Origin of the sequence: Novosphingobium lindaniclasticum LE124, from assembly GCF_000445125.1 — a bacterium.
Classification (GTDB): domain Bacteria; phylum Pseudomonadota; class Alphaproteobacteria; order Sphingomonadales; family Sphingomonadaceae; genus Novosphingobium; species Novosphingobium lindaniclasticum.
On record NZ_ATHL01000100.1, the window covers coordinates 45,113 to 72,104 of the forward strand.

The following is a 26,992-nucleotide window of genomic DNA, read 5'->3' on the forward strand; positions in this document are numbered from 1 at the left end:
GGAATTTCCTTCAGGCGAGCGAAACGTCACCAGCGTGGACGACACGTAGGGATCCGTCTGCCAGACGCAAGCGCAATGCTCCATCCGGGTCAAGCCCGGCGAAGGCGCCCGGCAGCAGGCCTTCCTCGTCCAGCGTCACCAGCAGGGGCGTACCCGGCGGATGCGCGTAGCGGGCCCAATCGGCCAGCGTCGATGACAGACCTTCGCTGCGCCACTGGGTGAGCCGCTCGGCCAAATATGCCGCGAGCCGCTCCAGAACAGCCTGCGCATCTTCGGCATTATCGGGATTTTCGGCCCGGATGGACGTAGTTGCCCGGTCGGGTAGATCAGGCGCGCTAACGACGTTCACGCCGATGCCGATGATGACATGATCGCGCGCACGTTCCAGCAGAATGCCGCAGATCTTGGCCCCTCCCACGAGAACGTCGTTCGGCCACTTGAGCTGGCAGTGTGACCCGGGCGGCAGTTGCCACAGCATCAGGTCGTGAACGGCCAAAGCTGCGACGAAGGCCAGGGTGTGGACCGAAGGGTCATTCGCCCCCAGCGCGACGACGGTGCTGGCGTAGAGGTTGCCCTCCGGAGAGGACCATGGGCGACCGCGGCGGCCGCGTCCGGCGCTCTGTCGCACCGCACGCAGCCAGTATCCCTCGGCGAGCCCCTCCCCGGCGCCGAGACGCCGGGAAAGGTCCGCGTTGGTCGATGCGGTCTCTTCGACGACCTCGATCAAAGGCCGGAGAACAGCGCGGCTGCGGCGGTCCTGGTGAGACCGTCGAACCAGGGGGTGAGCAGGTAGCCCAGCGGCGAGATGAACACGCAGGAGAGCACCAGGATCAGCTTGTGCCAGAAATCGCTTTCACCCTTCACCACGTCGGCCGCTTCGTCGAAGTAGATGACCTTGACGACCTTGAGATAATAGAAGGCCCCGATCACCGAAGCGGCGAACCCGATGGCGGCCAGCGCGACCATGCCGCCGTCCACGGCTGCCTTGAAGACCAGGAACTTGCCCCAGAAACCGAACAGCGGCGGAATGCCGGCAAGGCTGAACATGATCATCGCCAGTGCCAGGGCAAGACCCGGACGAGTGCGCGACAGGCCTGCCATGCGCGAGATTTCCTCGACCGGCTCGCCGTTTTCGTCCTTGAGCATGAGGATCGCCACGAAGCCGCCCACAGTCATCGCGACATAGATCGCCATGTAGTACAGCATCGCCGCAGCGCCCTCAGGGTTGGCCACAGCCAGCCCGATCAGGATGAAGCCGACATTATTGATCGACGAATAGGCCATCAGGCGCTTGATATTGTCCTGCCGGATCGCACCGAGCGCACCGATCACGATCGAAGCGAGCGCGGCGAAGACGACGATCTGCTGCCAGGCGGCCGACTGATCGCCGAATGCCTCGAAAGCGACGCGCATGGTCAGGCCCAATGCACCGACCTTGGCGGCCGTTGCGAAGAGCGTCGTCACCGGGGTCGGGGCGCCTTCGTACACGTCTGGCGTCCACATGTGGAACGGTGCTGCGCTGATCTTGAAGGCAAGACCGGCGAAGACGAAGACGATGCCGAACAGAGCGCCGTTAGAAAGGCCCTGCGTCATCGAGGCGCTGATGCCGGCGAAGGACGTCGCGCCCGCGAAGCCGTAGGTCAGGCTCATGCCGAACAGCAGGATGCCCGAAGCCAGTGCGCCCAGCACGAAGTACTTGAGGCCCGCTTCGGCCGAACGACCGTCGGTCCGCAGGAACGCGGCGAGGACGTAAGCGGCCAGCGAGTTCATTTCGAGGCCGATGTAGAGCGTCAGCAGGTCCGTGGCCGAAACCATCATGCCCGTGCCGAGTGCCGCAAGCAGCACGAGGACCGGATACTCCGCGCGCATCGCCTTGAAGCGGTCGAAGAAGGCGGGCGCGATCACCAGCGACACGGCAGCCGAAAGGTAGATCAGGATCTTGGCGTAGGACGCGAAGGCGTCGGCACGGAACTGGCCGAAGAAGGCCGAGGTTTCGGCACCCATGGCACCGCCGCAAAGCGCGGGGGCGACCAGAACGCCGGCAGCGACGAGCGCCGCCACGGCGAGGATGGAGATCAACCTGGCGGCCTTGTCACCGCCCCAGGCGGCAACAAGGAGCAAGACGAGGCTTGCGACGCTCAGTGTTTCTTCCGGCGCGATCAGGCGCAGCGACTGTGACCAGTCCATCAGTGTGCCCCCTCATGCGCGGCTTCTTCGTGCGCAGGCTTTTCCTTGCCCATGACCAACTTGGGGTCTCCTTGCGGCTTTGCGCGAGCGAGCCGGGCGTCGAGCGCGGCGATGTCGGCGCGCATTGGAGCGATGAAGCTCTCAGGATAGACACCCATCCACAGCACCGCGAGGCCGAGCGGGATCACCATCAGGTATTCACGCAGGTCGAGGTCGGCCATGGCGGCGGCATCGGCATTCTTCTGGTCGCCAAAGACGACACGGCGATAGAGGTAGAGCATGTAGGCAGCGCCCAGGATGATGCCGGTGGTGCAGATCAGCGCCGCCCAGCTCGAGACCTGATAGATGCCGCCAAGGCTCAGGAACTCGCCGACGAAACCGCTGGTGCCCGGAAGGCCGATCGAGGCCATCGTGAAGAGCAGGAAGAACAGCGCGTAACGCGGCATGTTGATGGCGAGGCCGCCGTAACGGGCGATCTCACGGGTGTGCAGGCGGTCATAGATGATGCCGACGCAGAGGAACAGCGCGCCCGAGACGAGGCCGTGGCTGAGCATGACCAGCATCGAGCCTTCGAGGCCCTGCACGTTGAAGGCGAACAGGCCGATGGTCACGATCGCCATATGCGCGACCGACGAATAGGCGATCAGCTTCTTCATGTCGTCCTGCACCAGCGCGATCAGCGAGGTGATGACGACCGCAGCCATCGAAAGGCCCCAGACCAGCGGCGCGAAATAGGCCGAGGCTTCGGGGAACATCGGCAGCGAGAAGCGGATGAAGCCATAGCCACCCATCTTCAGCAGCACGCCCGCCAGGATTACCGAGCCTGCAGTCGGTGCCTGAACGTGGGCCGCCGGAAGCCAGGTGTGGACCGGCCACATCGGCATCTTCACCGCGAAGCTGGCGAAGAAGGCGAGCCACAGCCAGGTCTGAACCTGCGGGTCGAAATCGTAGGCCATCAGCGTGGGAACGTATGTCGTGCCCGCGGTGTGGACCATCCACAGCATCGCCACGAGCATCAGCACCGAGCCGAGCAGCGTGTAGAGGAAGAACTTGTACGAGGCGTAGATGCGATCCGCGCCGCCCCAGATGCCGATGATCAGGTACATCGGAATGAGGCCGGCTTCGAAGAACATGTAGAACAGGAAGATATCCTGGGCCGCGAAGACGCCGATCATCAGCGTTTCGACGAGCAGGAAGGCCGCCATGTATTCGCCCACGCGCTTCTCGATCGAGTTCCAGCTCGCGCCGATGCAGATCGGCATGAGGAATACGGAAAGCTCGATCAGGAGCAGCGCGATACCGTCGATGCCGAGCGCGTAGGAGAAGCCGGAGAACAGCTCATGCCGTTCCTGGAACTGCCACTGCGCACCGCCGACATCGAAGTTCAGCCAGAGGACGACGCCAAGGGCAAGGTTCGCAAGGGTGGCGAGAAGCGCCACCGTGCGGGCCGATTTGGCATCAAGGTAGAGACACGCCAGTGCCGCCGCGAGCGGCACCAGCAACATCAGACTGAGGATCGGAAAACCACTCATCATCTTATCCCGCGATCACCCAGCTGATGGCGCCGACAAGGCCCAGCAGCATGACAAGAGCGTAGCTGTACAGATAGCCCGACTGGACCTTCTGCGCGTAAGTCGAACCCCTGGCGACGACCCAGGCCGCACCGTCGGGACCGAACTTGTCGATCACGCCGATATCCAGGATCTTCCAGAACACCCGGCCGAACCAGAAAGCCGGACGAACGAAGATGTTGTGGTAGAGTTCGTCGAACATCCACTTGCGGTACACGAAGGTGTAGACCGGCCCGAGCTGTTCGGCGACTGCCTTGGGGAACGAGAGGTTCTTGATGTAGCCGTACCATGCGGTCAGCAGGCCCAGCGCCATCACGGTGAACGGTGCCCACTTCACCCAGGTCGGGACGCCGTGCATCGCATGGATGAGGTGTTCGTGGAAGACCAGAGCGCCCTTCCAGAACTCGCCGGTCCCTTCCGAGACGAAGGCGTGGTTGAACACGTAACCGGCGGCGACGGCACCGATCGAGAGGATCAGCAGCGGCAGCAGCATGACCAGCGGGCTTTCGTGCGGGTGGTAACCACCCGTACCGTCTCCGTGGACCGTGTAGTCAGGACCGCGCGATCCGAGTTCGGGTCCGCCGTGAGCATGTGCATCGTGATGATCGGTGCTCTCGCCCGCATCTTCCTCGGCCGGAGCGCCGTGGCCGTGCGTGTCGTGAGCATGATCGTCATGGCCATGGGCATCATGAACGGCGTGCTGGATGTGCTCCGACTGGATCCAGCGCGGCTTGCCGAAGAAGGTCAGGAAGACCAGACGCCAGGAGTAGAAGCTGGTCATCAGCGCAGCGGCGATACCCATCCAGAAGGCGAAACCACCGACTGCCGTACCCGAGCCGAAGGCCGCTTCGAGGATCGCGTCCTTCGAGTAGAAGCCAGCGAAGCCGATGAAGCCTGCGATGCCGACGCCGGTGATGGCCAGCGTACCCGCCGTCATCGTCCAGAAGGTTATCGGAATGTGCTTACGCAGTGCGCCGTAGAAACGCATGTCCTGCTCGTGATGCATCGCGTGGATGACCGAGCCGGCACCCAGGAACAGCAGCGCCTTGAAGAACGCGTGCGTGAACAGGTGGAACATGGCCGCGCCATAGGCGCCGACGCCGGTGGCGAAGAACATGTAGCCGAGCTGCGAGCAGGTCGAATAGGCGATGACGCGCTTGATGTCCCACTGCGTGCAGCCGACGGTGGCAGCGAAGAAGCAGGTGCAGGCGCCGATGACGGCGATGAAGTGCATCGCCGTCTCGCTGGTTTCGAACAGCGGCGACAGACGGCAGACCATGAAGACGCCCGCGGTCACCATGGTGGCCGCGTGGATCAGCGCCGAAACCGGGGTCGGGCCTTCCATCGCGTCCGGAAGCCAAGTGTGGAGGCCGAGCTGCGCCGACTTGCCCATCGCACCGATGAACAGGAGGATGCAGATCACCGTCATGGTGTCGAAGCGTGCACCGAGGAAGCCGATCGTCGATCCGGCCATGCTGGGTGCGGCGGCCAGGATCTCGGGAATCGAGACGGTGCCGAACACCAGGAAGCAGCCGAAGATGCCGAGCATGAAGCCAAGGTCACCGACGCGGTTGACCACGAAGGCCTTGATCGCGGCGGCACCGGCCGAAGGCTTGCGGAACCAGAAGCCGATCAGGAGGTATGAGGCCAGGCCCACGCCTTCCCAACCGAAGAACATCTGCACCAGGTTGTCCGCCGTCACCAGCATGAGCATGGCGAAAGTGAACAGCGACAGATACGCGAAGAAGCGCGGCTGATCCGGCTCCTCGCTCATGTAGCCCCAGGAATAGAGGTGCACGAGCGCGGAGACCGAAGTGATGACCACCAGCATGACAGCGGTGAGCGAGTCCACCCGCAGCGACCAGTCCCAGGTCATGGCGCCGGACTGGACCCACTTCAGGACCGGCACGACGCTGGCTTCGGCGTTCCCGGTGAGGAAGCCGATGAAGATCGGCCAGCTCAGCGCGCAGGCGACAAACAGCGCGCCAGTCGTCAGAACCTTTGCCGGAACGTTGCCCAGCTGCTTGTTGCCCAGCCCGGCGATGATCGCTGCCAGTAACGGCAGGAAGACGATGAAAAGGATCGGGTGCAAGGCCTTATCCCTTCATCCGGTTGACGTCGTCGACAGCGATGCTGCCGCGTCTGCGGAAATAGATCACGAGGATTGCGAGCCCCACTGCGGCCTCGCCGGCAGCGACCGTCAGCACGAACATCGCGAAGATCTGGCCCGTGAGGTCGTGCAGGAACGCGCTGAACGCGACGAGGTTGATGTTGACCGCAAGCAGGATCAGTTCGATCGCCATGAGCAGAACGATGACGTTCTTGCGGTTGAGGAAGATGCCGAGGACGCCGAGCACGAAGAGAATCGAGCTCACGACCACGTAATGTTCGACGCCGATCACAGCGAAACCCCCTTACCCACTTCGGGCTTGACGTTGACGGTCGCCTCGTCGGGACGGCGAGCGTTCTGCTTGCTGATCTTCTGGCCGCGCGTGCCGCTGCGCTGACGATGGGTCAGGACGATGGCGCCAACCATGGCGACGAGCAGGATCAGACCGGCCGCTTCGAACAGGAACAGATAGCGGCTGTACATAAGTCCGCCGATCGCCTCGACGTTCGAAGCCCCGGCGGGCGTGGCCGCTGTGCCATCGGGCGTGCCGAGGTCCAGGGCTCCGGCCTTGTAGGCCCCGATGCCGAGCACCATTTCGGCGAGAAGCACCACCGCGACCAACATGCCGAGCGGGAAGTTCTTCACGAAGCCCGCGCGAAGTTCCGCGAAGTCGATGTCGAGCATCATGACCACGAAGAGGAACAGCACTGCCACAGCGCCGACGTAGACGATGACGAGCAACATGGCGATGAATTCGGCACCGGTGAGAACCATGAGGCCCGCGGCGTTGAAGAACGCCAGGATCAGGAACAGCACCGAGTGAACCGGATTGCGCGAGAGGATCGTCGCAGCGGCAGACGCGATGGTCAGCACCGCGAAGAGATAGAAGGCGATAGTCTGGATCATACCCGCGGCCCCCTATCGGTACGGTGCGTCGGCTTCAAGGTTCGCGGCAATCGCACGCTCCCACTTGTCCCCGTTCGCCAGCAGCTTGGCCTTGTCATAGAGCAGCTCTTCGCGCGTTTCGGTCGCGTATTCGAGGTTCGGCCCTTCGACGATGGCATCGACCGGGCAGGCTTCCTGGCAGAAACCGCAGTAGATGCACTTCGTCATGTCGATGTCGTAACGCGTGGTACGGCGCGAACCGTCGTCACGTGGTGCGGCTTCGATCGTGATGGCCTGCGCCGGGCAGATCGCCTCGCAGAGCTTGCAGGCGATGCAGCGTTCCTCGCCGTTGGGATAACGGCGCAGGGCGTGCTCACCACGGAAGCGCGGCGAAAGCGGGTTCTTCTCGAAGGGGTAGTTGATCGTCGCCTTGGGCTTGAAGAAATACTTCAAGGTCAGCCAGTGCGCCTTCACGAACTCCCAGAGCGTGAAGCTCTTTATGAGTTGTCCGACGGTCATTGGAAGTGTCCGGTAGCCATGAGGTAGCCGCTGACGATTACGACGAACAGCAGCGATACGGGCAGGAAGACCTTCCAGCCCAGGCGCATCAACTGATCATAGCGATACCGCGGAACGGTGGCCTTGATCCAGCTGAACACGAAGAAGAAGAAGAAGACCTTGAGCAGGAACCATACGAAGCCCGGCACGAGGTAGAGAACGGGAATGTCGAGCGGCGGCAGCCAGCCACCCCAGAACAGCGTCGCGTTGAGCGCGCACATCAGGAGCACGTTGGCATATTCGCCCAGCCAGTAGGCGGCGAAGGCCATCGACGAATATTCGGTCTGGTAACCGGCGACGAGTTCCGATTCGGCTTCGGTGAGGTCGAACGGCGCGCGCTGCGTTTCCGCAAGGCTCGAGATCAGGAACATCACCCACATCGGGAAGAGCAGCGGGTTCGCGACGAAACCGTTGATGATTCCGAAGACGTGGCCCTTCTGCGCCCAGACGATGTCGTTGATGTTGAACGTGCCCGCCCAGAGAACGACGCAGATCAGGATGAAGCCGATCGAGACTTCATACGAGATCATCTGCGCCGAGGCGCGCATCGCCGAGAAGAACGGATACTTCGAGTTCGAAGCCCAGCCCGCCATGATCGTGCCGTAGACGCCCAGCGAACTGATCGCGAGGATATACAGCAGGCCGATGTTGATGTCGGCCAGTATCGCGCCCGAGTTGAATGGGATCACTGCCCAGGACAGCAGCGCGAGCGTGAAGGTCACGATCGGGGCAATCAGGAACAGGCCCTTGTTCGCGGCCGAGGGAACGATGGTTTCCTGAAGGAAGACCTTCAGGCCATCCGCGAAGGACTGCAGCAGGCCGAACGGGCCGACAACGTTGGGACCCCGGCGCAGTGCCATCGAGGCCCAGATCTTGCGGTCGACATAGATGATCATCGCCACCGCCAGCATCAGCGGCAGCGCGATGAGCAGGATGCCACAGATCGTGGACACGAACCATGCCCACTCGTAGCTCATCCCGAGATTTTGGAAGAAGCCGGTCATTCCGCAGCCTCCGCCAGGTCTTCACCGTGTAGCAGTTCGGCCGAGCAACGCTGCATGACGGCGCTCGCGCGGGCGATCGGGTTGGTCATGTAGAAGTCCTTGATCGGATAGGCGATCTGGCCGGCTGCGGAACCGCCGCCGCTGGGCAGAACGCTCCCGTAATCGGCAAGACCTTCGCTGCCGAGCGCGGGAACTTCCGCGATCATTGCGTCGCGCAGTTGATCGAAGCTGTCGAAGCCCACCGTCACGCCGAAGGCGTCGGCGAGCGCGCGCAGGATCGTCCAGTCTTCACGGGCATCACCCGGAGCGAAGACGGCTTTGTCGGACCACTGCACGCGGCCTTCGGTGTTGACGTAAGTGCCTGCCTTTTCGGTATAGGCCGCAGCCGGCAGGATCACGTCGGCCGCGTGAGCGCCCTTGTCGCCGTGATGGCCGATATAGACGATCATCGAGCCTGCGAACCTGGTATAGTCCACCTCATCGGCGCCGAGCGCGATCAGCACCTTGGGCTTGGCAGCGACGAGGTCGGCGATGCCGCCCTTCTGCGCGTAGCCGAGCATCAGGCCGCCCATGCGCGAAGCCGCCATGTGGAGGACATTGAAACCGTTCCACTTGGTACCGTCTTCGAGATCGCGAACGAGGTTGAACTGGCCTGCGAGCGCAAGGCCCGCTTCCAGACCGCCACGACCGAGCGCCGCGCCGCCGAGGATCACCGCCGGACGCTTGGCGTTCGACAGGGCATCAACGACCGCCTGCGGAAGATTGCCGAGAACCGAGAGATCCTCGCCCAGGAATTCGCCGCCGAAGGTGGTTTCCCACTCGGGACCGACGAGGAACACCTTGGCGCCGCGCTTCACCGCCTTGCGCAGGCGGACGTTGAGCAGCGGGGCTTCCCAGCGCACGTTGCTGCCGGCGATCAGGATCGCGTCGGCGGTCTCGATACCCGAGAAGGTCGTGTTGAAGTTGACCGCCGCGAGGCTGTCCGTCGCATAATCCATCCCGGTCTGGCGGCCTTCGATGAGCGTCGAGCCGAGCGCGCCGACCAGCTTCTTGGCGGCGAACATCGTTTCGCAATCGACCATGTCACCGGCGATCACGCCGATCGAACTACCGGGGTTCAGCGTGGCGATAGCCGCGAACGCCTCGTTCCAGCTGGCTGCGACGAGCTTGCCGTCCCGGCGCAGGAACGGCTTGTCGAGACGGCGCTTGGTAAGCCCGTCGACCATGTAGCGCGCCTTGTCGCTGATCCATTCCTCGTTGACGTCGTCGTTGTTACGAGGAAGCACGCGCAGCACTTCGCGGCCGCGCGCATCGATGCGGATGTTGGCCCCGGTAGCGTCCGACACGTCGATGCCCAGCGTCTTCTTGAGTTCCCATGGACGGGCTTCGAAGGCGTAGGGACGAGAGGTGAGCGCACCGACCGGGCACAAGTCGATCACGTTGGCCGACATCTCGTGCTTGGCAGCATGTTCGAGATAGGTCGTGATCTGCATGTTCTCGCCGCGATAAAGCGCGCCGATCTCGTCCACGCCGGCGATCTCTTCCGAGAAACGCACGCAGCGGGTGCAGTGGATGCAGCGCGTCATCTGGGTCTTGATGAGCGGGCCCATGTACTTTTCGGTGACCGCGCGCTTGTTCTCATCATAACGCGAGGCGCCGCGACCATAGGCGACCGACTGGTCCTGAAGGTCGCACTCCCCGCCCTGATCGCAGATCGGGCAGTCCAGCGGGTGGTTGATGAGGAGAAACTCCATCACCCCTTCCCGCGCCTTCTTGACCATTTCGGAATCCGTGCGGATCTCCTGGCCTTCGGTGGCCGGCAGAGCGCACGAAGCCTGGGGCTTCGGCGGTCCGGGCTTCACTTCGACCAGGCACATCCGGCAGTTGCCGGCGATGCTCAGTCGTTCGTGATAACAGAAGCGCGGGATTTCCTTGCCGGCAAGCTCGCAGGCCTGCAGCACGGTTGCGCCGTTGGGGACGTCGATCTCGACGCCGTCGACTTTGACCTTGGGCATTACTCGGCAGCCTCGCGGACGTTATCGGCGATCCGGCGCTCAAGCTCCGGACGGAAGTGCTTGATCAGGCCCTGGATCGGCCAGGCGGCCGCATCGCCCAGAGCGCAGATGGTGTGACCTTCGACCTGCTTGGTCACCTGCTGCAGCATGTCGATCTCCTCGACTTCCGCGTTGCCGGTGCGCAGGCGCTCCATCACGCGCCACATCCAGCCCGTGCCTTCGCGGCAGGGCGTGCACTGGCCGCAGGATTCGTGCTTGTAGAAGTACGAGATGCGGCTGATGGCGCGAACGATGTCGGTGGACTTGTCCATGACGATGACGGCGGCGGTGCCGAGGCCCGAGCCGACCGCCTTCAGACCGTCGAAGTCCATCGGCGCATCCCACATGTCGGCAGCCGGAACCAGCGGAACCGACGAACCGCCGGGGATCACCGCCAGCAGGTTGTCCTTGCCGCCGCGAATGCCGCCACAGTGACGCTCGATCAGCTCGCTGAACGGGATCGACATCTCTTCCTCGACCACGCAGGGACGGTTCACGTGCCCGCTGATCTGGAAGAGCTTGGTGCCCTTGTTGTTCTCGCGGCCGAAGCTGGAGAACCACGCGGCGCCGCGACGCAGGATGGTCGGGGCGACGGCGATGGATTCCACGTTGTTGACCGTGGTCGGGCAGCCGTAGAGGCCCGCACCGGCCGGGAACGGCGGCTTCAGGCGGGGCTGGCCCTTCTTGCCTTCGAGGCTCTCGATCATCGCGGTTTCTTCGCCGCAGATGTAGGCGCCGGCACCGCGGTGGACGAAGACGTCGAAGTCGTAGCCCGAACCGCAGGCGTTCTTGCCGAGAAGACCGGCCGCGTAGGCCTCTTCACGGGCTGCGAACAGCGTTTCGGCTTCGCGGATGTATTCGCCGCGGATGTAGATGTAGGCCGCGCGCGCACCCATGGCGAAGCCCGCGACCAGCGCGCCCTCGAACAGGAGGTGCGGATCGTGCCGCATGATCTCGCGATCCTTGCACGAACCCGGTTCGGATTCGTCGGCATTGATCACGAGGAAGCTGGGCTTCGGGTTGCCCGCCTGGTCGAGCGGCGGCTGCTTGGGCATGAAGGACCACTTCATGCCGGTGGGGAAGCCCGCACCACCGCGACCGCGCAGGCCTGAAGCCTTCATCTCGTCGATGATGGCATCACGGCCGCGCTCGATCAGCGCCTTGGTGTTGTCCCAGGCGCCGCGCGCCTGCGCTTCCTTGAGGTTCCACGGCTGATACCCGTAGAGGTTGGTGAAGATGCGATCCTTATCGAGGAGAGCCATTACCACTCACTCCGATAGTCATGGTTTTCGGTGATCATCGCGACCAGGTTGGTCGGCTCGCCCACCGGCTCGACGGTGTGACGGGCGGGATCCTGGGTGCCGGCCTTGGGCGTTTCACCACGCGCCAGCGCGTCGAGCACCGCGTTCAGGCGGTCCGACGTGAGGTCTTCGTAGTTGTCGTCGTTGATCTGGACCATCGGGGCCGAGGCGCAGTTGCCCATGCACTCCACCTCGGTGAACGACCAGAGACCGTCTTCCGAGATGTGGCCCTTCTTCATGCCGCGCGACTTGCAGGTTTCCAGCAGGTCGTCCGAACCGCGCAGCATGCAGGGCGTGGTGCCGCAGACCTGAACGTGGAACCGGCCGATCGGCGCGATGTTGTACATGGTGTAGAACGACGCGACCTCGACCACGCGGATAACCGGCATGTCAAGATAGGCGGCGATATATTCCATCACCGGGATCGGCAGCCAGCCCTGCGTGTTCAGCTCGGCACCGACCTGGCGCTGGGCAAGGTCGAGCAGCGGCATCACCGCAGAGCGTTGGCGGCCGGCCGGATAGCGGGACACGATGTCCTTCGCCTTCTCGGCGTTCTCGGCGGTCCAGGCGAAATTGCCCCAACGGGCCCGAAGCTCGGGCGAGTCGGGTTCGATATAGCGGTCAGCCATGCTTACCCCTGCGCTTCAGCCACTGGTCCTGGCCGAAAAGAAACAATTCGAAACCACCGATCGCAGTGACCAGCATCGGCAGCAGAGCCGTGGGCTGGAGACCGAGATAGACGGCGGCGAGATACCAAACCGCCAGAGCGACGCCGGTAACGGCAGCCCAGATACGGGTCAGTTCGAGCGTGTTGAACTTCATCGGACGCCCCCTCACCGGATGAACTCGACGCGAGAGCACTTGTCGCCCTCGAAGCTGTAGACAGCGAGCACGTCGAAAGGCGCGACGAGATCGGAACCGTCCGTGGCCGGGCCGCGCGTGACATGCTCGCGCAGGACCACGTAGTTGTCGGTCTCTTCGCGCGAGACGATCTCGGCCCTGTTCTCGGGCCACCGGGCGAAAGCCGCCTTGAGACCCGAGCGCGTGCCTTCCTTGCCTTCACGAACCACGGCGCCGCGATAGTTCGCTTCGCTCGCCTCTTCGGTCATGTAGGTGACGTAGAGATCGGCGTCCTGCGCATTGTAGGCGGCGATCATGGCTTCTGCGATGGCGAGCTTGCTCAACGGTCGCACTCCCCGAACACGACGTCGATGGCGCCGAGAATGGCGGTCGCGTCGGGTAGCATGTGGCCCTTCGACATGAAGTCCATCGCCTGGAGGTGCGAAAAGGCGGTCGGACGGATCTTGCAGCGGTACGGCTTGTTCGAGCCGTCCGACACCAGATAGACACCGAATTCACCCTTCGGGCTCTCGGTGGCGACGTAGACTTCGCCCTCGGGCACGTGGAAGCCTTCGGTGTAGAGCTTGAAGTGATGGATCAGCGATTCCATCGACTGCTTCATCTCACCGCGCTTCGGCGGAACGATCTTGCGATCGCTGGAGGCGATCGGGCCTTCCGGCATCTCGGCCAGGCACTGCTTCATGATACGGGCCGACTGGCGCACTTCCTCGACGCGGACCATGAAACGATCGTAGCAGTCCGAGTTGGTGCCGACGGGGATCTCGAAGTCCATCCGGTCGTAGACGTCGTAAGGCTGCGACTTGCGCAGATCCCAGGGAATGCCCGCGCCGCGGATCATCGGGCCCGAGAAGCCCCAGGCGAGTGCGTCTTCCTTGCTCACCAGGGCGATGTCGACATTGCGCTGCTTGAAGATGCGGTTGTCGACCACCAGGCTCATCGCGTCTTCGAACAGCGTCGGCAGGCGCGTGTCGAGCCAGTCGGCTATGTCGGTCAGCAGCTTGAGCGGCACGTCCTGGTGCACACCGCCGGGACGGAACCAGGCCGAGTGCATGCGCGCACCCGATGCGCGCTCGAAGAAGTTGAGGCAGTCCTCGCGGATTTCGAACAGCCACAAGTTCGGCGTCATCGCACCCACGTCCATGACGTGCGAACCGATGTTGAGCATGTGGTTGCAGATGCGGGTCAGCTCGGCGAACAGCACGCGCAGATATTGCGCGCGGATCGGCACTTCCAGATTAAGCATCTTCTCGATCGCCAGGACATAGGAATGCTCCATGGCCAGAGGCGAGCAATAGTCCAGGCGGTCGAAGTACGGCAGCGCCTGGAGGTAGGTCTTGTGCTCGATCAGCTTTTCGGTGCCGCGATGCAGCAGACCGACGTGCGGATCGATGCGCTCGATGATCTCGCCATCGAGTTCCATGACCATGCGCAGAACGCCGTGCGCCGCAGGGTGCTGCGGACCGAAGTTGATCGTGTAGTTGGTGATGACGTCATCGCCGGTAGTCGGCGACTGCTCGAGTTGGATGCTCATGTTCAGCTTCCCTCCGGAGCCGGGCCGTTGCCCTCGTCGGCGCTCGCGCCACCCGTCGCCCCGCGGTCGGGACGGTCACCGGTGGGATCCGGAGCGCCGGGCTCCTTCTTGTCGGTGGTAACCGGAGCGGGATTGCCCTGCCCCTGACCGGCGATGGTGCCGTCCTTGCCGCCGGGAGCAACCTTGTCGTCGGCCTTGGCGTCGGTCTTTCCACCGGCGCCGCTGTCGCCCTTCTTCTCGGTCGTCTTGGGTTCCGCGACTGGTGGCGGAGCCGGCTGCTGCGCGACCTTCTCGTCGCCCGGAAGAACGTAGTCAGCACCTTCCCAGGGGCTCATGAAGTCGAACTGACGCAGGTCCTGCGCGAGCTTGACCGGCTCGTAGACCACGCGCTTGTCTTCTTCGGAATAGCGCAGTTCGGTGTAGCCGGTGAGCGGGAAGTCCTTGCGGAACGGATGACCTTCGAAACCGTAGTCGGTCAGAATGCGGCGCAAGTCCGGGTTGCCGGCGAAGATCACGCCGTACATATCGAACACTTCGCGTTCGAGCCAGCCCGCATTGGGCCAGAGAGTCGTGACAGTCGGGACCGGGGTATTCTCCGCGGCGGAGACCTTGACCATCAAACGATGGTTCTTCGTCACCGAAAGCAGCATGTAGACTACTTCGAAACGCTCAGGCCGCGAGGGATAGTCGACGCCGGCGATTTCCATCAGCTGCTGATATTCGTGATTGTCACGCAGCAGGCGCAGAACGTTCTCGATCTGGTCGCGCGCGACAGTGAACACGACTTCGCCGTGTTCTTCCTTGGCGGAAACCAGCATCGATCCCAGCACACCGGACAGGCTCTCGATCACGCCTTCGTTCGACGCGAATTTCGGGGCGGAATGCAAAACGGTCATCGTGCCCTTACCTCTCGAGCGTGCCGGCGCGGCGGATCTTGCGCTGCAACTGCATCACGCCATAGAGCAGCGCCTCGGCGGTCGGAGGGCAGCCCGGCACGTAGATGTCGACCGGAACGATGCGATCGCAGCCGCGCACGACGCTGTAGCTATAGTGATAATAGCCGCCGCCGTTGGCGCACGAGCCCATCGAGATGACGTACTTCGGATCCGACATCTGGTCGTAGACCTTGCGGAGCGCAGGCGCCATCTTGTTGCAGAGCGTGCCGGCCACGATCATCACGTCCGACTGGCGCGGGGAAGCGCGCGGCGCGGCACCGAAGCGCTCCATGTCGTAGCGGGGCATGTTGACGTGGATCATCTCGACCGCGCAGCAGGCAAGGCCGAAGGTCATCCACCAGAGCGAACCGGTACGGGCCCACTGGAACAGCTCTTCGGTCGAGGTGACGAGGAAGCCCTTGTCGGAAACTTCCTGATTGAGATCCTTGAAGAACGCCTGATCCGGCGCGGTGATCGCGCCGTGAGCGGTTCCAGGATGGGCGGCAGCGGCCAGGGGCTGGCCGGCGGAATTGACGAGCGTGCTCATTCCCAGTCCAGAGCTCCCTTTTTCCAAGCATAAGCGAGGCCGATCGCCAGTTCGCCCAGAAACACCATCATCGTCAGCCAGCCGGCCCAACCGGTCAGCTTGAGCGAAACGGCCCAGGGGAACAGGAACGCGGCTTCGAGATCGAAGACGATGAAGAGGATCGCCACGAGATAAAAACGCACGTCGAACTGGCTGCGCGGATCTTCGAATGCGGGGAAGCCGCACTCGTATTCGCTGTTCTTGTCGGCGCTGGGGTTGTGAGTGCCGGTCAGACGCGAAACGCCCAGCGGCAGCAGCACGATCACCGACGAAAGCGCGAGCGCGACCGCGAGAAAGATCAGGATCGGCAGGTATTGTGACAGATCAGTCAATGGTTCTGGCCTCATACCGGATACGGCAGCCGGACTCAGCCAAAGACGGGGCCCGGTCGTTGGGGGCGCTCTTAGGCCAGCCCCTCCCCCTCCGCAAGGTGTCGAAAGGGAATAAATGGCGGAACTCTGCGGTGTTGCGACACGTTCGCAATAACGGCTGCACACGACATAATTCGTTACAAGGGCGCATCAAGACGCAACCCTTGAGCGCCGGTAGTTCGGCCGATTCCGTCGTTCACAATCGCTCCGCCCGAGCAGATGCAGGATTTCGAATGAGGCTTGCGAAAATGGCCGCTTGAAGCGCCCTCCAAAAGCCACCCTCACGGACCATCTTCAGTTGAGGCAGGATGAGGCAGGACAGGAGTCGCCAATTGCAATTGGTGCAGTGCAGCACTAGGCTCCTGCCAAGGATACCTGATTTTCAACGCGTGAAAGGCATCATAATAATGGCCCAGATCTCGGCTTCGGACCCGATTGTCATTCTTTCCTACGCCCGCACACCGATGGGAGGCCTTCAGGGCGCGCTCGCCGAGGTTTCCGCTACCGAACTGGGTGCGACCGCCGTCAGGGCCGCCGTAGAGCGCGCAGGCGTATCCGGCGATGATATCGAGCGCATCTACATGGGCTGCGTCCTCCCGGCCGGGCTCGGCCAGGCCCCGGCCCGCCAGGCCGCGCTCAAGGCCGGCCTGCCGAAGTCGGTCCAGGCCACGACAGTCAACAAAGTCTGCGGCTCGGGCATGCAGACGGTGATCATGGGTGCCGAGGCGCTCGCATCGGGCTCGCTCGACCTGCTGATCGCGGGCGGCATGGAATCGATGACCAATGCGCCTTACCTGTCGAAGAAGCACCGGTCCGGCGCACGAGCGGGCCATGACACGCTCTACGATCACATGTTCCTCGACGGCCTGGAAGACGCCTACGAAGGCGGCTCCATGGGATCCTTCGCTCAGGTGACGGCCGACGAGTACCAGCTGACGCGCGAAAATCAGGATGACTATTCCATCGAGTCGCTCCGCCGGGCTCAGGAGGCGATCAACAACGGTTCGTTCAAGAACGAAGTCGTTCCCGTCACGGTCAAGACGCGCAAGGGCGAAGTCGTGATCGACAGCGACGAGCAGCCGCCCAAGGGCAACCCGGAGAAGATCCGCACTTTGCGCGCTGCTTTCGCCAAGGACGGCACGATCACTGCCGCAAGCTCCAGCTCGATCTCGGACGGCGCCGCGGCCGTGGTGATGACGCGCGCCAGCGTCGCTGCCGAAAAGGGCCTCGCGCCTGTAGCGACCGTCGTGGGGGTTGCAGCTCATGCGCATGAGCCTGCCAAGTTCACGACCGCACCGGTGGGCGCAATCACGAAGCTGCTCGATAAAGTGGGTTGGAAGCTCTCGGACGTCGATCTGTTCGAGGTAAACGAGGCTTTCGCCTGCGTCGCGATGTTCGCCATGCATGACCTCGGCATTCCGCACGAGAAGGTGAATATCCATGGCGGCGCTACGGCACTCGGCCACCCGATCGGCGCTTCGGGTACCCGCATCATCGTGACTCTCATCAATGCTCTCAAGGAACAGGGCCTGAAAAGAGGCGTCGCCTCCCTCTGTATCGGCGGCGGCGAAGCCACGGCCATCGCGGTCGAACTGGCCTGATTCTTAGGCGGCTCTCAAGAAGATGCCCCCGTCCCTTGCGGCGGGGGTTTTCCTTTTAAACCGACGATTGGTCGAGATATTCAGGGTGCGCCCGCACCCCAGAGCATTTCCTGCTCGACATATCCCTTGTGGCCCTCGACATCGAGCGGGCACCAGCCTTCCTTGCAGTCTCCCAGAATGCCGACCGCACCCGGTTCTATGCGCCAGAGCATGGGCGAAGCGGAACTGGCGGCGGCATGCATCTTGACGAGCGCCTTGCCGCCCGCCCCCCTGACAAGAGCGGAGCGCTGACGAGACAGCAGCAGATCCCGCATCCAGCCTTTGGTACCGTCTGGATCCTCCACGAGGCGCCAAGGTCCTTCTCGACGCAGCACTTTCACCGGCAGATGCAGCCTTCGATAGACCCAGTCGATCTTGTAGGATTCCCCAGGCCCCACCCGCAGATTGGCACGATCGGTATCGACCGATGCCCAATAAGGCACCTTGTCGTCTTCCGATGCCCTTGCAGTGCCGGATGTCACGGAAATTGCGAGGAGGCAGGCCGTCAGGATAGACTGCCGGGTCTTTAGGCGAAACATGGCTATTTCATACTCTCGTGCGCGCGCCTTCTTCAAGGCCTGTCGACTCCGCTCTCGAGGAGATTCTTCTATGACCCAGCCTTGATCACTTCGAGACGCAGATGCGCAATACGCCGCATCTTTACAACGATATGTCAGTGCTATGCTGGAAAATCCTGTCACCCTGGGGAAGTTTGAAAACGCCGAACGGCGAGGAGACCCTCTGACAGGAGACGATTTGGCCACTGCGTCGAGACACCTAGCGCTGACGCGCAATCTCCCATCCGCTTGATCCCCCGCCTCGCCCGATACCGACATCGCTCGTTCTGCCGCCTTGCAGTCGACGGTATGTCCCGCCACCTCTCGACAGCGCGCAAGGCACAATCTATTCCGATTTAATCGATCACTTAAACGGACCGAACATGACCTTGCCTGCGCTCTTTGCGAACTTGCGCCTTCCCGTGATTGCAGCCCCGATGTTCATCGTGTCGACACCCGACCTCGTCGTGGCGCAAGTGCGATCGGGGATAGTCGGCAGCTTTCCGGCGCTGAATGCTCGTCCGGTCAGGCAACTCGACGAATGGCTCTCGCAAATCGCCGAACAAACAACGGGTTGTTCTGCACCCTTCGCGGTCAATCTCATCGTTCACAAGAGCAACAATCGGCTAGAGCAGGATCTCGCGATCCTGGAACGGCACAAGGTTCCTCTCGTAATCACCTCCCTTGGCGCCAGCCCGGAAGTCAATGCCGCCGTCCATGGGTGGGGCGGTCTCGTTCTTCATGACGTGATCAACGATCGTTTCGCCCGCAAGGCCGTCGAGAAAGGCGCTGATGGCCTGATCGCGGTTGCTGCCGGCGCTGGCGGCCATGCCGGACCGCAATCGCCCTTCGCACTGATGCAGGAAATCCGCGCCTGGTTCGAAGGGCTGCTCGTCCTGTCCGGTGCTATCGCTTGTGGACGCTCGATACTCGCAGCGCAGGCCATGGGCGCCGATCTCGCCTATATCGGCACGCCCTTCATCGCCACTGACGAAGCCCATGCGGCAGCGGGGTACAAGCAGGCGATCGTCGACGGCAGCGCTGCCGATATCGTCTATTCCAGCCTGTTCACCGGCGTTCATGGGAATTATCTCCGCGCTTCGATCGTAGCGGCCGGGCTCGATCCCGACGACCTTGCGGAAGGCGACAAGAGCCAGATGGATTTCGGCTCGGGCGGGAACACCGCAGCGAAAGCCTGGAAGGACATCTGGGGCTCGGGACAGGGCATCGGCGCGATCTCCTCCCTGGTGCCGGTCGCGACACGGGTGTCCGAGTTCGAAGCGCAGTACCACGCTGCTGGCCGCGAGCTTCGCGAACGAATCGGCATGATCTGAACGAAAGCGGCAGAAGGGAACGAGACCGGGTCCGTGCCGGATCGACCGGCGTCGTCCCGGAGGTCGCCCGTGCCTTTCCAAAGTGTCTCGGCCAGGCTGTCGATTTCGACGAAATCTGCCGCTTGCCTCAGCGGATCATGGCGGTTGAGCACCGGCCCTCTCTTTGATGCGCCTAGCAGCAGCCTTCTCAGGGCCCGTTGCAACAGAGCTATCTGCCAGGCAGCCGCTTCCACGGCACGGAGACTATCTTTCCGACACTCGCGTGACCAGCGGATCTCGATCTGGCCGAGACGCTCACAGACGAGTTCGTTGTAGCGGCGGTGAGGTCCGCGATGCAGCGGCAAACCCAGGCGGATGCCGGCCGCCTCGTTGCAGGGCAGGAGCAGTCCGTTACGCCGAAAATCCTCGAAACAGGCCCGAAGTCCCCCCAGGGAATTGAAGAACGCGTCGAACTCGGGTCTGCGGCCGATTTGCAGAGGAAGTAGATGATGTCTCTGCAGCCCTGCGTCATGGTCTGGCAGGCCCCGACGGTTGACGGCGCGAAAAGCGAGATGCGGCCTCGACAAACCTGACAGGTTTTAACGCTGGCGCCACACCCAAAGCTGCCGCCGGGCCTGTGAAGCCTCCAGAAGCAACCGTCCACGCGGGGACTCGATCTCTCGCGTCTCGGTCAATGGACCTTGGCGAACCAGGTAGTCCACAACGCGGATGGCCAGCTTCAGAGTGTCGGCAGGCGTTTCCTCGACAGAGCCTTCGAGCTGCATTTCGCTGCCGACGAAGCGCGCCAGGCCGCGCGTGGCAATGCTGCCGTCTTGCCCCCGCAGCAAGGCCGTGAGCCCCAGCGCGGGGAATGTTCCGCCGGCCAGCCAATTCACCACGATTTGCGCGAAATAGCGTGGCTCCATGAGCGTCCGCGCGGATTGCCATCCCACAGCCGCTACCGGCAGCTTCAATGCGAGGCTTGCGGCCAGTCCGGCCTGGGTGCGGATGATCGGCGCGAGTCCGGCGCCGCCCGCAATGTGCCCGCCCGGCAGCAGGTCGATCCCTTCAAGTCCCTCCATTCGCGGTGCCTGATCGAAGCCGTGGGTCTGCACCGAGATCGGGGACAGCGAAGGAAGCGCGGGCGCCAGGCCGAGAAGATCGAACGTCAGTCCACTTGCAAGCAGTTCAAGCCAGCCATCGCGATCAGGAGGACGATGCGAGATCCGCGCCATGATCGCGCCGCTGGATTGTTCCAGCAAAGCTGCGATCGTCTCCGCAGAAGGCCGTTGTCCCGGCGAGAAGTAGAGCGACACGCCGTTGCCGGGCACTTCGCCATCTCTGGCAGGCTGATCGGATCGCGGATCGCCGACCAGGGAGGTCTCTCCTGGGGCTTGATCCGGCTCCAGAGTATCGGGTTCGTTCGTTTTCACTCCGACAGTAAGGCAGCACTCGCGCCTTTCGTCGAGTCTGTTTGCTAACTGATGCAACCGAAGTGGTTTTATCTTAGAAGATCCCGAGTCCCAACCCTTCCGCGAAGGCTGAACCTAGATCGCGGCAGCGACCGAGATCAGCTTCCGAAACGGACTTTTCCGCGCGAATTTGCTCCGGAGTCTGTGCTCCCAGATTGACGATCAGAGGCTCCGCCACGCGCTTGAGCCGCCAGCCCGTCACGATGCGGTCCATCTGTGCCTGTGCCCCCGCCCCGTCGGATCCGGCCGAGATCGCCGTCGCGTAGGGCCGTCCTTCGATGCGGCCGAGCAGGGGATAATAGCAACGGTCGAACATTTCCTTCATCTGGCCGGACATGCTCCCGAGGTTTTCCGGGCAGACGAAGACGTAGCCTCGGGCGCCGAGCAGGATCGCCGGCATGGCTTCCGCCGCGGCAAGCAGCACGGCATCCTGCCCGGCGCCCTGCGCCACGGCCGCCGCCATCGCTCGCGATGCGCCGGTACGACTGTGCCAGATTATCGCCAGCATCGCCAACTCTCCTCCGCCGATCCGCGCCCGGACTTTTCCCGGCCCCCGGCATAGTCTAATCGGATCGCCATGGCTTCGCGACCTGTTACTTCCGTATTCGGCATAGATCGTTCCCTTACCGGCAAATCGTGGCGCTGGCGGGGCGGCAACATGGACATCTCCGGTGATTCGCCGGGCTTCGGCGGAAGCCTGGAAGACGATATCGTCACCCAGATCCTGCTGTCGCGCGGCGTCCCGCGCGATGATCTCGAGCGGCACCGCACCCCCTCCCTTCGCGCCTTCCTTCCGGACCCTTCGGCATTCCGCGACATGGATGCCGCTGCGGAGCGACTGGCCCAAGCCGTGCTCACGGGGGAGACGATGACGATCTACGGCGACTACGACGTGGACGGCGCCACCAGCGCCGCCCTGCTGATCCTTTTGCTGCGGGATCTGGGCCTCGACGCCCGGTACTACATCCCCGATCGTCTGCTGGAGGGCTACGGCCCCAGCGGCGAGGCCCTTGTCCGCATTGCCGGGGAGGGATCCAGCCTCATCGTGACCGTCGATTGCGGCGCCATGGCTCATGAGGCCCTCGAAATGGCGCATGGGGCCGGAGTCGACGTCATCGTGGTGGATCACCACAAGTGCGCCCCCGAGCTTCCCCGCGCGGCAGCGCTGGTCAATCCGAACAGATTGGATGAAAGCGAACTCGCCGCAGGACATGGTCATCTTGCCGCCGTGGGAGTCGCTTTTCTGCTGGCGGTGGCGACCGTGCGAACGCTCCGGCGCCGCGGCTTCTTCGAGGGCCGCCGTGAGCCGGACCTGTTCGCCCTGCTCGATCTCGTCGCCCTCGGCACCGTGGCCGACGTCGCGGCTCTTCATGGCCTCAACCGCGCTCTGGTCGCCCAGGGCCTGAAGGTCATGGCGCGCCGCGAGAACATCGGCATGGCCGCGTTGATCGACGCAAGCCGCCTCAGCCGCGCGCCGACATGCTCGGATCTCGGCTTCGCGCTGGGGCCGCGCATCAACGCAGGCGGCCGCGTCGGCGAGGCGACTTTGGGCGTGCGCCTGCTGACCACCGCGGATCCCGATGAAGCGCAGGCGATCGCCGCGCAGCTTTCCCGCCTCAACGACGAGCGGCGGGGTATCGAGCAAGTCGTTCAGGAAGCGGCCGAGGCACAGCTCGATCGGCAGCACAATCGCTCGGTCATGGTACTCTCCGGTGCGGGATGGCATCCGGGCGTGATCGGGATCGTCGCCGGACGCATCAAGGAGAAGACCGGAAAACCCACGCTCGTCATCGCCATGGACGCGGACGAGGCGGGCAACGGCAAGGGCTCCGGCCGCTCCATCCCCGGCGTTGACTTGGGCGCGGCGATCATCGCGGCGCGGCAGGCAGGGTTGCTCGTGGCCGGCGGCGGCCATGCCATGGCGGCCGGCCTCACCGTGGCCCCCGACAAGCTCGACGCGCTTTCCGATTGGCTCGACGATCTGCTGGCGGCAGACGTTTCGAGAGCGGTGGCCAGCCAGTCCATGCAACTTGACCTTGCGCTCGCACCGCGCGGGCTGACACCCGAACTGGTCGAGAAGCTCGAAAGCGCAGGTCCGTTCGGCATGGGCTGGCCCGGACCTCGCGTGGCCGTGGGGCCGGTTCATGTGATCAAGGCGGACACGGTCGGCGCCGACCACGTTCGCCTGATCGTGGGGGGTCAGGACGGCGGGCGGTTCAAGGCGATGGCATTCCGCTCGGCGGAAACGGAAATGGGCCAGGCCCTCCTCCACGGATCGCAAGGCCGCCGCCTCTGGCTCGCCGGCCGGGCGAAGATCGACGACTGGGGCAGCCGCCCGCAGGCGGAACTGCACATCGACGATGCCGCCTTCACCGCCTGAAATGCATCGTTTCCGATGGCCTTTTCAGAGCTCGCCAGGCGGTATGTCACAGAGAGTTCAAAATATTCGCCATGAGGGGTTGACCCCCATACGGACCCCCGCTAGAGGGCCGGTCCTGCCTCCGGCGCAACCCGGCATGGCCCCTTCGTCTAGCGGTTAGGACGCGGCCCTTTCACGGCTGAAACACGGGTTCGATTCCCGTAGGGGTCACCATTTCGATGGTGTAGCATATCGGAATGCAGGTGGCAGATAAATGGCTCAATGGCCCCTTCGTCTAGCGGTTAGGACGCGGCCCTTTCACGGCTGAAACACGGGTTCGATTCCCGTAGGGGTCACCATTTCGATGGTGTAGCATATCGGAATGCAGGTGGCAGATAAATGGCTCAATGGCCCCTTCGTCTAGCGGTTAGGACGCGGCCCTTTCACGGCTGAAACACGGGTTCGATTCCCGTAGGGGTCACCATTTCGATGGTGTAGCATATCGGAATGCAGGTGGCAGATAAATGGCTCAATGGCCCCTTCGTCTAGCGGTTAGGACGCGGCCCTTTCACGGCTGAAACACGGGTTCGATTCCCGTAGGGGTCACCATTTCGATGGTGTAGCATATCGGAATGCAGGTGGCAGATAAATGGCTCAATGGCCCCTTCGTCTAGCGGTTAGGACGCGGCCCTTTCACGGCTGAAACACGGGTTCGATTCCCGTAGGGGTCACCATTTACAATCGCGCTCGCGCGACAGATTCTGGCTCATTGGCCCCTTCGTCTAGCGGTTAGGACGCGGCCCTCTCACGGCTGAAACACGGGTTCGATTCCCGTAGGGGTCACCAGAATAGAGCGGCAAAGTTCGCCCTTCCTCATAGATCCATTTTACCGACAAGCGCGCCAGCCTGCCGATCGGCTTGCCTGATCCAGATGCAGATGGTCGGCATGAGCGGCATTGTAGTCGGGCGAGAGAACCGTCGAAAACGCGGTGCAGGCAGAATCGCGGACCGCGTGAAGGAAGGCGGCCGCATTCACTGATCCCGCCCAGTCTTTCCGCACGGAAATCCGTCGGCCATCGGCCAGCACGAAAGCCGAGATGTCGATGGCATTGCCGGTGGCGTGCTCACTCCAGTTGCCCGCCGCGCCATTGCCGATCCGTCGGCAATTGTAGGTGCCGAGCTGTTCTATGCGTACCACCCGGCTGCCGAATATTGCCTCGGCCTGGGGCTGAACGCCGTGCCGCAGCCACCACGCCATCGCGGCATCGACGGCGCAGGTCGCTTCGGCGCCGGACGGCACCAGAGAGACTTCGGCGGCCAGAGGCGCGGCCACTCGTTTGCGGTCTTCCCGACGGCACATGCCGCTTCCTGTCGGTTCCAGCGCGGTCTTGTCGATCCCGCTGCGATCCAGGAAAGCGCGGCAGGCTTCGCGGTCGGCGCTGAGGGCTGAGAGTTTACGCGGCGTGGCCCAGCCCGGTTGCTCGTCCAGCGTCAGCGCGGCCCAAGGGTTGTGGCCGGGATGCTCGAGCAGCCAGCCTTTCCCGGCAAGCAGCAGACAGGCAAGCAGGAGCAAGGCCACGACGATACGGTCGAACGGAAAGGACATCCTCGCCCAACGCGCGGCACTAGCGTCGGCTCCGCAGGTCTCAGTCCAGAAGGGAAAAGATCAGCCAGGCCAATGCCGTGGCGCCGCAGAACAGCGGCCAGGACCAATAGAACATGTGCCCTTGGTAATAGGTATGCGTGATCGCCAGGAGCCCGCCGCGGGAGCCTTGGGAGCCGATGAGGCCCGATACGATCCAGGTGAGCAGGAAGCCTGGGATCAGCGCCTTGATGGCAGACATGGTGACGTTGGTTCCCGGTTTTTGCCTGCCATCGTTCTGGCGGGGACTGGTAAACTTTCCTTTAGCGCACCGCCTGAGGGCCTGTGGACAAGTATGGGATAAGCCTGCGGACAGAGCGTGGACTTGTCGTCGATAGGTTGGGCACAACGGGAGACCATGATCGGCGCAAAGAAAAGGGGAGCACATGGCTCCCCTCCCCTGGTTCATGGATATGGCTGCCGATCAGAGCGGCGGCACGGGTTGCGGCGGCGCGTCCGGATCCGCTTCATGAGTTTCGATCAGACCACGGCCCACATGGCTCCGCGACCGGCTGTAGGCATAGTAGACGAAGAGGCCGAGAACCGCCCAGGCGACGAACAGCGCGATCGTCTGCAGCGAAAGGCTGAAGAACAGATAGACGCAGCCGACGATGGCCAGCGGCGCCGTCAGCATGATGGCGGGTGTGCGGAACGGACGCTTGCGGGTCGGGTCCGTCCTGCGCAGCACCATGACGGCAATCGAGACGGCGGCGAATGCGAAAAGCGTGCCGGAGTTCGAAACGTCCGCGAGCAGTCCGACCGGGAAGAAGGCCGCGAACAGCGTCACGAACAGACCGGTGAGCAGCGTGATGACGTGCGGCGTGTGAAAGCGCGGATGGACTTTCGAGAAGAACTCCGGAAGCAGCCCGTCGCGGCTCATGACGAAGAAGATGCGGGTCTGGCCGAACATCATCATCAGGATCACCGAGGGAAGCGCGATGATGGCGGCTGCCCCGACCAGCCAGCCCACGAAGGGGTAACCCACCTGGCGCAAGGTCCAGGCCAGGGCTTCCTTCGAACAGACCACTGCGTTCTCATGGATCGCGGCGCAGGCCTGGGACAATTGCGGCGTCCCGGGAGAGAGGGCGGCGCCATCGGCGCCCATGACCGGCTGTGCGCCCACGGTGCCGATCACGCCCGAGGCGACCAGCATGTAGAAGATGGTGCAGATCGCCAGGCTGCCGATCAGGCCGATCGGCATGTTGCGCTGCGGATTCTTGGTTTCTTCGGCAGCGGTGGAGACCGCGTCGAAGCCGACATAGGCGAAGAAGATCGAAGCCGCGGCGCTGGAAATGCCGGCGAAGCCGAGCGGCGCGAAGGGCGTGAACTTGCCCGACTGGATCACGGGGATCGTCAGCACCACGAACAGCGCCAGCGCGAGGATCTTGATACCCACGAGCACGGCGTTGACCGTGGCGCTTTCCTTGGTGCCCTTGATGAGCAAGGCCGTGACGGCCGCGGCGATCAGCATGGCGGGCATGTTGATCATTCCGCCGTCGAAAGGCCCTCGCACGAATTCCAGCGGCACGTTCATGCCGAAACTGCTGTTGAGCCAGCCGATAAAGTAGCCGGACCAGCCCACTGAGACCGCGCCAGCGGCAATCGCATATTCCAGGATCAGCGCCCAGCCGACCATCCAGGCGACCAATTCGCCCATGACGGCATAGCTGTAGGTATAGGCGGAGCCGGAGACCGGCACCATGGCGGCCATTTCGGCATAGCAGAGCGCCGCCACGCCGCACACGAAGCCGGCGATGACGAAGGAGAACATCATGCCGGGACCGGCTTTCTGCGCGGCCTCCGCAGTGAGAACGAATATGCCCGTGCCGATCACGGCACCGATGCCGAGCATCGTCAGCTGGAATGCACCCAGCGATCTATGAAGAGATTTCTTTTCCGCTGTCGCCAGAATGGCGTCGAGCGGCTTTACGCGTCCGAACATGCGGAAGGACCCCTGAATTCTTGTATGGACCGACGCTAGCGGCCTCTTGCGGCATGGCAAGTCCTAACGCATCCGGCTCCCCAGGTTTGCCAAGTTCCGTCCCGAGGCGCTGC

General features: G+C 63.3%; 26 protein-coding genes, 6 tRNA genes and 1 pseudogene. 9 read left to right on the forward strand and 24 right to left on the reverse strand.

Going from position 1 to position 26,992, the window contains the following annotated elements:
- Positions 1–10 precede the first annotated feature (10 nt).
- From L284_RS39815 to L284_RS39895, 17 genes are read right to left on the reverse strand one after another with little or no spacing between them, the layout of a single operon-like run.
- Entirely contained in the window at positions 11–727 is a 717-nt protein-coding gene (locus L284_RS39815) for a biotin--[acetyl-CoA-carboxylase] ligase (RefSeq protein WP_021234969.1), read from the reverse strand.
- Positions 724–2,187 (reverse strand): NADH-quinone oxidoreductase subunit NuoN, encoded by a 1,464-nt coding sequence (gene nuoN, locus L284_RS39820; protein ID WP_021234970.1) that lies wholly within the window; start codon positions 2,185–2,187, stop codon positions 724–726. Before nuoN ends, L284_RS39815 begins: the two co-directional genes overlap by 4 nt.
- Positions 2,187–3,719: an NADH-quinone oxidoreductase subunit M gene (locus tag L284_RS39825; protein ID WP_031342669.1), complete on the reverse strand. Its 1,533-nt coding sequence runs from the start codon at positions 3,717–3,719 to the stop codon at positions 2,187–2,189. Before L284_RS39825 ends, nuoN begins: the two co-directional genes overlap by 1 nt.
- 4 nt (positions 3,720–3,723) lie before the next feature.
- Positions 3,724–5,850 (reverse strand): NADH-quinone oxidoreductase subunit L, encoded by a 2,127-nt coding sequence (gene nuoL, locus L284_RS39830; RefSeq protein WP_021234972.1) that lies wholly within the window; start codon positions 5,848–5,850, stop codon positions 3,724–3,726.
- 4 nt (positions 5,851–5,854) lie between these two features.
- Positions 5,855–6,160 (reverse strand): NADH-quinone oxidoreductase subunit NuoK, encoded by a 306-nt coding sequence (nuoK, locus tag L284_RS39835; protein ID WP_021234973.1) that lies wholly within the window; start codon positions 6,158–6,160, stop codon positions 5,855–5,857.
- On the reverse strand, positions 6,157–6,774 hold the full coding sequence (locus L284_RS39840) for an NADH-quinone oxidoreductase subunit J (protein WP_021234974.1): 618 nt from the start codon (positions 6,772–6,774) through the stop codon (positions 6,157–6,159). Before L284_RS39840 ends, nuoK begins: the two co-directional genes overlap by 4 nt.
- 12 nt (positions 6,775–6,786) lie before the next feature.
- Positions 6,787–7,272, reverse strand: coding sequence for an NADH-quinone oxidoreductase subunit NuoI (gene nuoI, locus L284_RS39845; protein WP_021234975.1), 486 nt, complete (start codon positions 7,270–7,272; stop codon positions 6,787–6,789).
- Positions 7,269–8,315 (reverse strand): NADH-quinone oxidoreductase subunit NuoH, encoded by a 1,047-nt coding sequence (gene nuoH, locus L284_RS39850; RefSeq protein WP_021234976.1) that lies wholly within the window; start codon positions 8,313–8,315, stop codon positions 7,269–7,271. The genes nuoI and nuoH overlap by 4 nt, the downstream gene beginning before the upstream one ends.
- Positions 8,312–10,330 (reverse strand): NADH-quinone oxidoreductase subunit NuoG, encoded by a 2,019-nt coding sequence (gene nuoG, locus L284_RS39855; RefSeq protein WP_021234977.1) that lies wholly within the window; start codon positions 10,328–10,330, stop codon positions 8,312–8,314. Before nuoG ends, nuoH begins: the two co-directional genes overlap by 4 nt.
- Positions 10,330–11,631 carry an NADH-quinone oxidoreductase subunit NuoF gene (nuoF, locus tag L284_RS39860; RefSeq protein WP_021234978.1) on the reverse strand — a complete coding sequence of 434 codons (1,302 nt, stop codon included), beginning with the start codon at positions 11,629–11,631 and terminating at the stop codon, positions 10,330–10,332. Before nuoF ends, nuoG begins: the two co-directional genes overlap by 1 nt.
- Positions 11,631–12,299, reverse strand: a complete 669-nt coding sequence (locus L284_RS39865; protein ID WP_021234979.1) for a complex I 24 kDa subunit family protein — start codon at positions 12,297–12,299, stop codon at positions 11,631–11,633. Before L284_RS39865 ends, nuoF begins: the two co-directional genes overlap by 1 nt.
- Positions 12,292–12,492, reverse strand: a complete 201-nt coding sequence (locus L284_RS39870) for a hypothetical protein (RefSeq protein WP_021234980.1) — start codon at positions 12,490–12,492, stop codon at positions 12,292–12,294. The genes L284_RS39865 and L284_RS39870 overlap by 8 nt, the downstream gene beginning before the upstream one ends.
- Positions 12,493–12,503: 11 nt before the next feature.
- Positions 12,504–12,854, reverse strand: a complete 351-nt coding sequence (locus tag L284_RS39875) for a nuclear transport factor 2 family protein (RefSeq protein WP_021234981.1) — start codon at positions 12,852–12,854, stop codon at positions 12,504–12,506.
- Complete coding sequence (locus tag L284_RS39880; protein WP_021234982.1) at positions 12,851–14,062, reverse strand: NADH-quinone oxidoreductase subunit D; 1,212 nt, start codon at positions 14,060–14,062, stop codon at positions 12,851–12,853. The genes L284_RS39875 and L284_RS39880 overlap by 4 nt, the downstream gene beginning before the upstream one ends.
- Before the next feature lie 2 nt (positions 14,063–14,064).
- Complete coding sequence (locus tag L284_RS39885; protein WP_021234983.1) at positions 14,065–14,958, reverse strand: NADH-quinone oxidoreductase subunit C; 894 nt, start codon at positions 14,956–14,958, stop codon at positions 14,065–14,067.
- Between the two features lie 7 nt (positions 14,959–14,965).
- Positions 14,966–15,544, reverse strand: coding sequence for a NuoB/complex I 20 kDa subunit family protein (locus L284_RS39890; RefSeq protein WP_021234984.1), 579 nt, complete (start codon positions 15,542–15,544; stop codon positions 14,966–14,968).
- Positions 15,541–15,915: an NADH-quinone oxidoreductase subunit A gene (locus L284_RS39895; RefSeq protein ID WP_021234985.1), complete on the reverse strand. Its 375-nt coding sequence runs from the start codon at positions 15,913–15,915 to the stop codon at positions 15,541–15,543. Before L284_RS39895 ends, L284_RS39890 begins: the two co-directional genes overlap by 4 nt.
- Before the next feature lie 446 nt (positions 15,916–16,361).
- On the opposite strand from L284_RS39895, the gene L284_RS39900 reads away from it, so the two are divergent.
- Complete coding sequence (locus L284_RS39900; RefSeq protein ID WP_021234986.1) at positions 16,362–17,555, forward strand: acetyl-CoA C-acyltransferase; 1,194 nt, start codon at positions 16,362–16,364, stop codon at positions 17,553–17,555.
- An 80-nt stretch (positions 17,556–17,635) separates the two neighbouring features.
- Here the strand turns inward: L284_RS39900 and L284_RS39905 are convergent, their stop codons facing one another.
- A complete protein-coding gene (locus L284_RS39905) occupies positions 17,636–18,133 on the reverse strand; it encodes an SH3 domain-containing protein (RefSeq protein WP_031342675.1) in 498 nt (165 codons plus the stop codon).
- A gap of 401 nt (positions 18,134–18,534) precedes the next feature.
- Here L284_RS39905 and L284_RS48510 point away from each other — a divergent pair, with 401 nt between their 5' ends.
- A complete protein-coding gene (locus L284_RS48510) occupies positions 18,535–19,485 on the forward strand; it encodes an NAD(P)H-dependent flavin oxidoreductase (RefSeq protein ID WP_021234988.1) in 951 nt (316 codons plus the stop codon).
- Positions 19,486–19,739: 254 nt separating this feature from the next.
- Here the strand turns inward: L284_RS48510 and L284_RS48820 are convergent.
- The 3 genes and pseudogenes from L284_RS48820 to L284_RS39920 all read right to left on the reverse strand — a co-directional run.
- Positions 19,740–20,051, reverse strand: a pseudogene (locus L284_RS48820) (AHH domain-containing protein); the annotation flags it as partial.
- A 12-nt stretch (positions 20,052–20,063) separates the two neighbouring features.
- A complete protein-coding gene (locus L284_RS39915; RefSeq protein ID WP_031342677.1) occupies positions 20,064–20,795 on the reverse strand; it encodes a hypothetical protein in 732 nt (243 codons plus the stop codon).
- 175 nt (positions 20,796–20,970) lie between these two features.
- Complete coding sequence (locus tag L284_RS39920) at positions 20,971–21,444, reverse strand: flavodoxin family protein (protein ID WP_031342679.1); 474 nt, start codon at positions 21,442–21,444, stop codon at positions 20,971–20,973.
- Between the two features lie 69 nt (positions 21,445–21,513).
- On the opposite strand from L284_RS39920, the gene recJ reads away from it, so the two are divergent.
- The 7 genes from recJ (at position 21,514) to L284_RS39955 (ending at position 24,141) form a co-directional block, all read left to right on the forward strand.
- Positions 21,514–23,316: a single-stranded-DNA-specific exonuclease RecJ gene (gene recJ, locus L284_RS39925; protein ID WP_021234992.1), complete on the forward strand. Its 1,803-nt coding sequence runs from the start codon at positions 21,514–21,516 to the stop codon at positions 23,314–23,316.
- A gap of 138 nt (positions 23,317–23,454) precedes the next feature.
- A tRNA-Glu gene (locus tag L284_RS39930) sits at positions 23,455–23,529 on the forward strand.
- Positions 23,530–23,579: 50 nt separating this feature from the next.
- A tRNA-Glu gene (locus L284_RS39935) sits at positions 23,580–23,654 on the forward strand.
- Positions 23,655–23,704: 50 nt separating this feature from the next.
- Positions 23,705–23,779: transfer RNA gene (locus L284_RS39940), tRNA-Glu, on the forward strand.
- A 50-nt stretch (positions 23,780–23,829) separates the two neighbouring features.
- A tRNA-Glu gene (locus L284_RS39945) sits at positions 23,830–23,904 on the forward strand.
- A 50-nt stretch (positions 23,905–23,954) separates the two neighbouring features.
- Positions 23,955–24,029: transfer RNA gene (locus L284_RS39950), tRNA-Glu, on the forward strand.
- Positions 24,030–24,066: 37 nt separating this feature from the next.
- Positions 24,067–24,141 (forward strand) — tRNA-Glu (locus L284_RS39955).
- Between the two features lie 40 nt (positions 24,142–24,181).
- Here L284_RS39955 and L284_RS39960 read toward each other — a convergent pair.
- The 3 genes from L284_RS39960 to L284_RS39970 all read right to left on the reverse strand — a co-directional run bounded on the left by L284_RS39960 (position 24,182) and on the right by L284_RS39970 (position 26,879).
- Positions 24,182–24,901 (reverse strand): extensin-like domain-containing protein, encoded by a 720-nt coding sequence (locus L284_RS39960; RefSeq protein WP_021234993.1) that lies wholly within the window; start codon positions 24,899–24,901, stop codon positions 24,182–24,184.
- Positions 24,902–24,941: 40 nt separating this feature from the next.
- The gene (locus L284_RS39965) at positions 24,942–25,139 is read right to left on the reverse strand and encodes a hypothetical protein (RefSeq protein ID WP_021234994.1); all 198 of its coding nucleotides are present in this window, start codon (positions 25,137–25,139) and stop codon (positions 24,942–24,944) included.
- Between the two features lie 222 nt (positions 25,140–25,361).
- On the reverse strand, positions 25,362–26,879 hold the full coding sequence (locus L284_RS39970; protein ID WP_021234995.1) for an amino acid permease: 1,518 nt from the start codon (positions 26,877–26,879) through the stop codon (positions 25,362–25,364).
- Positions 26,880–26,992: the final 113 nt, after the last annotated feature.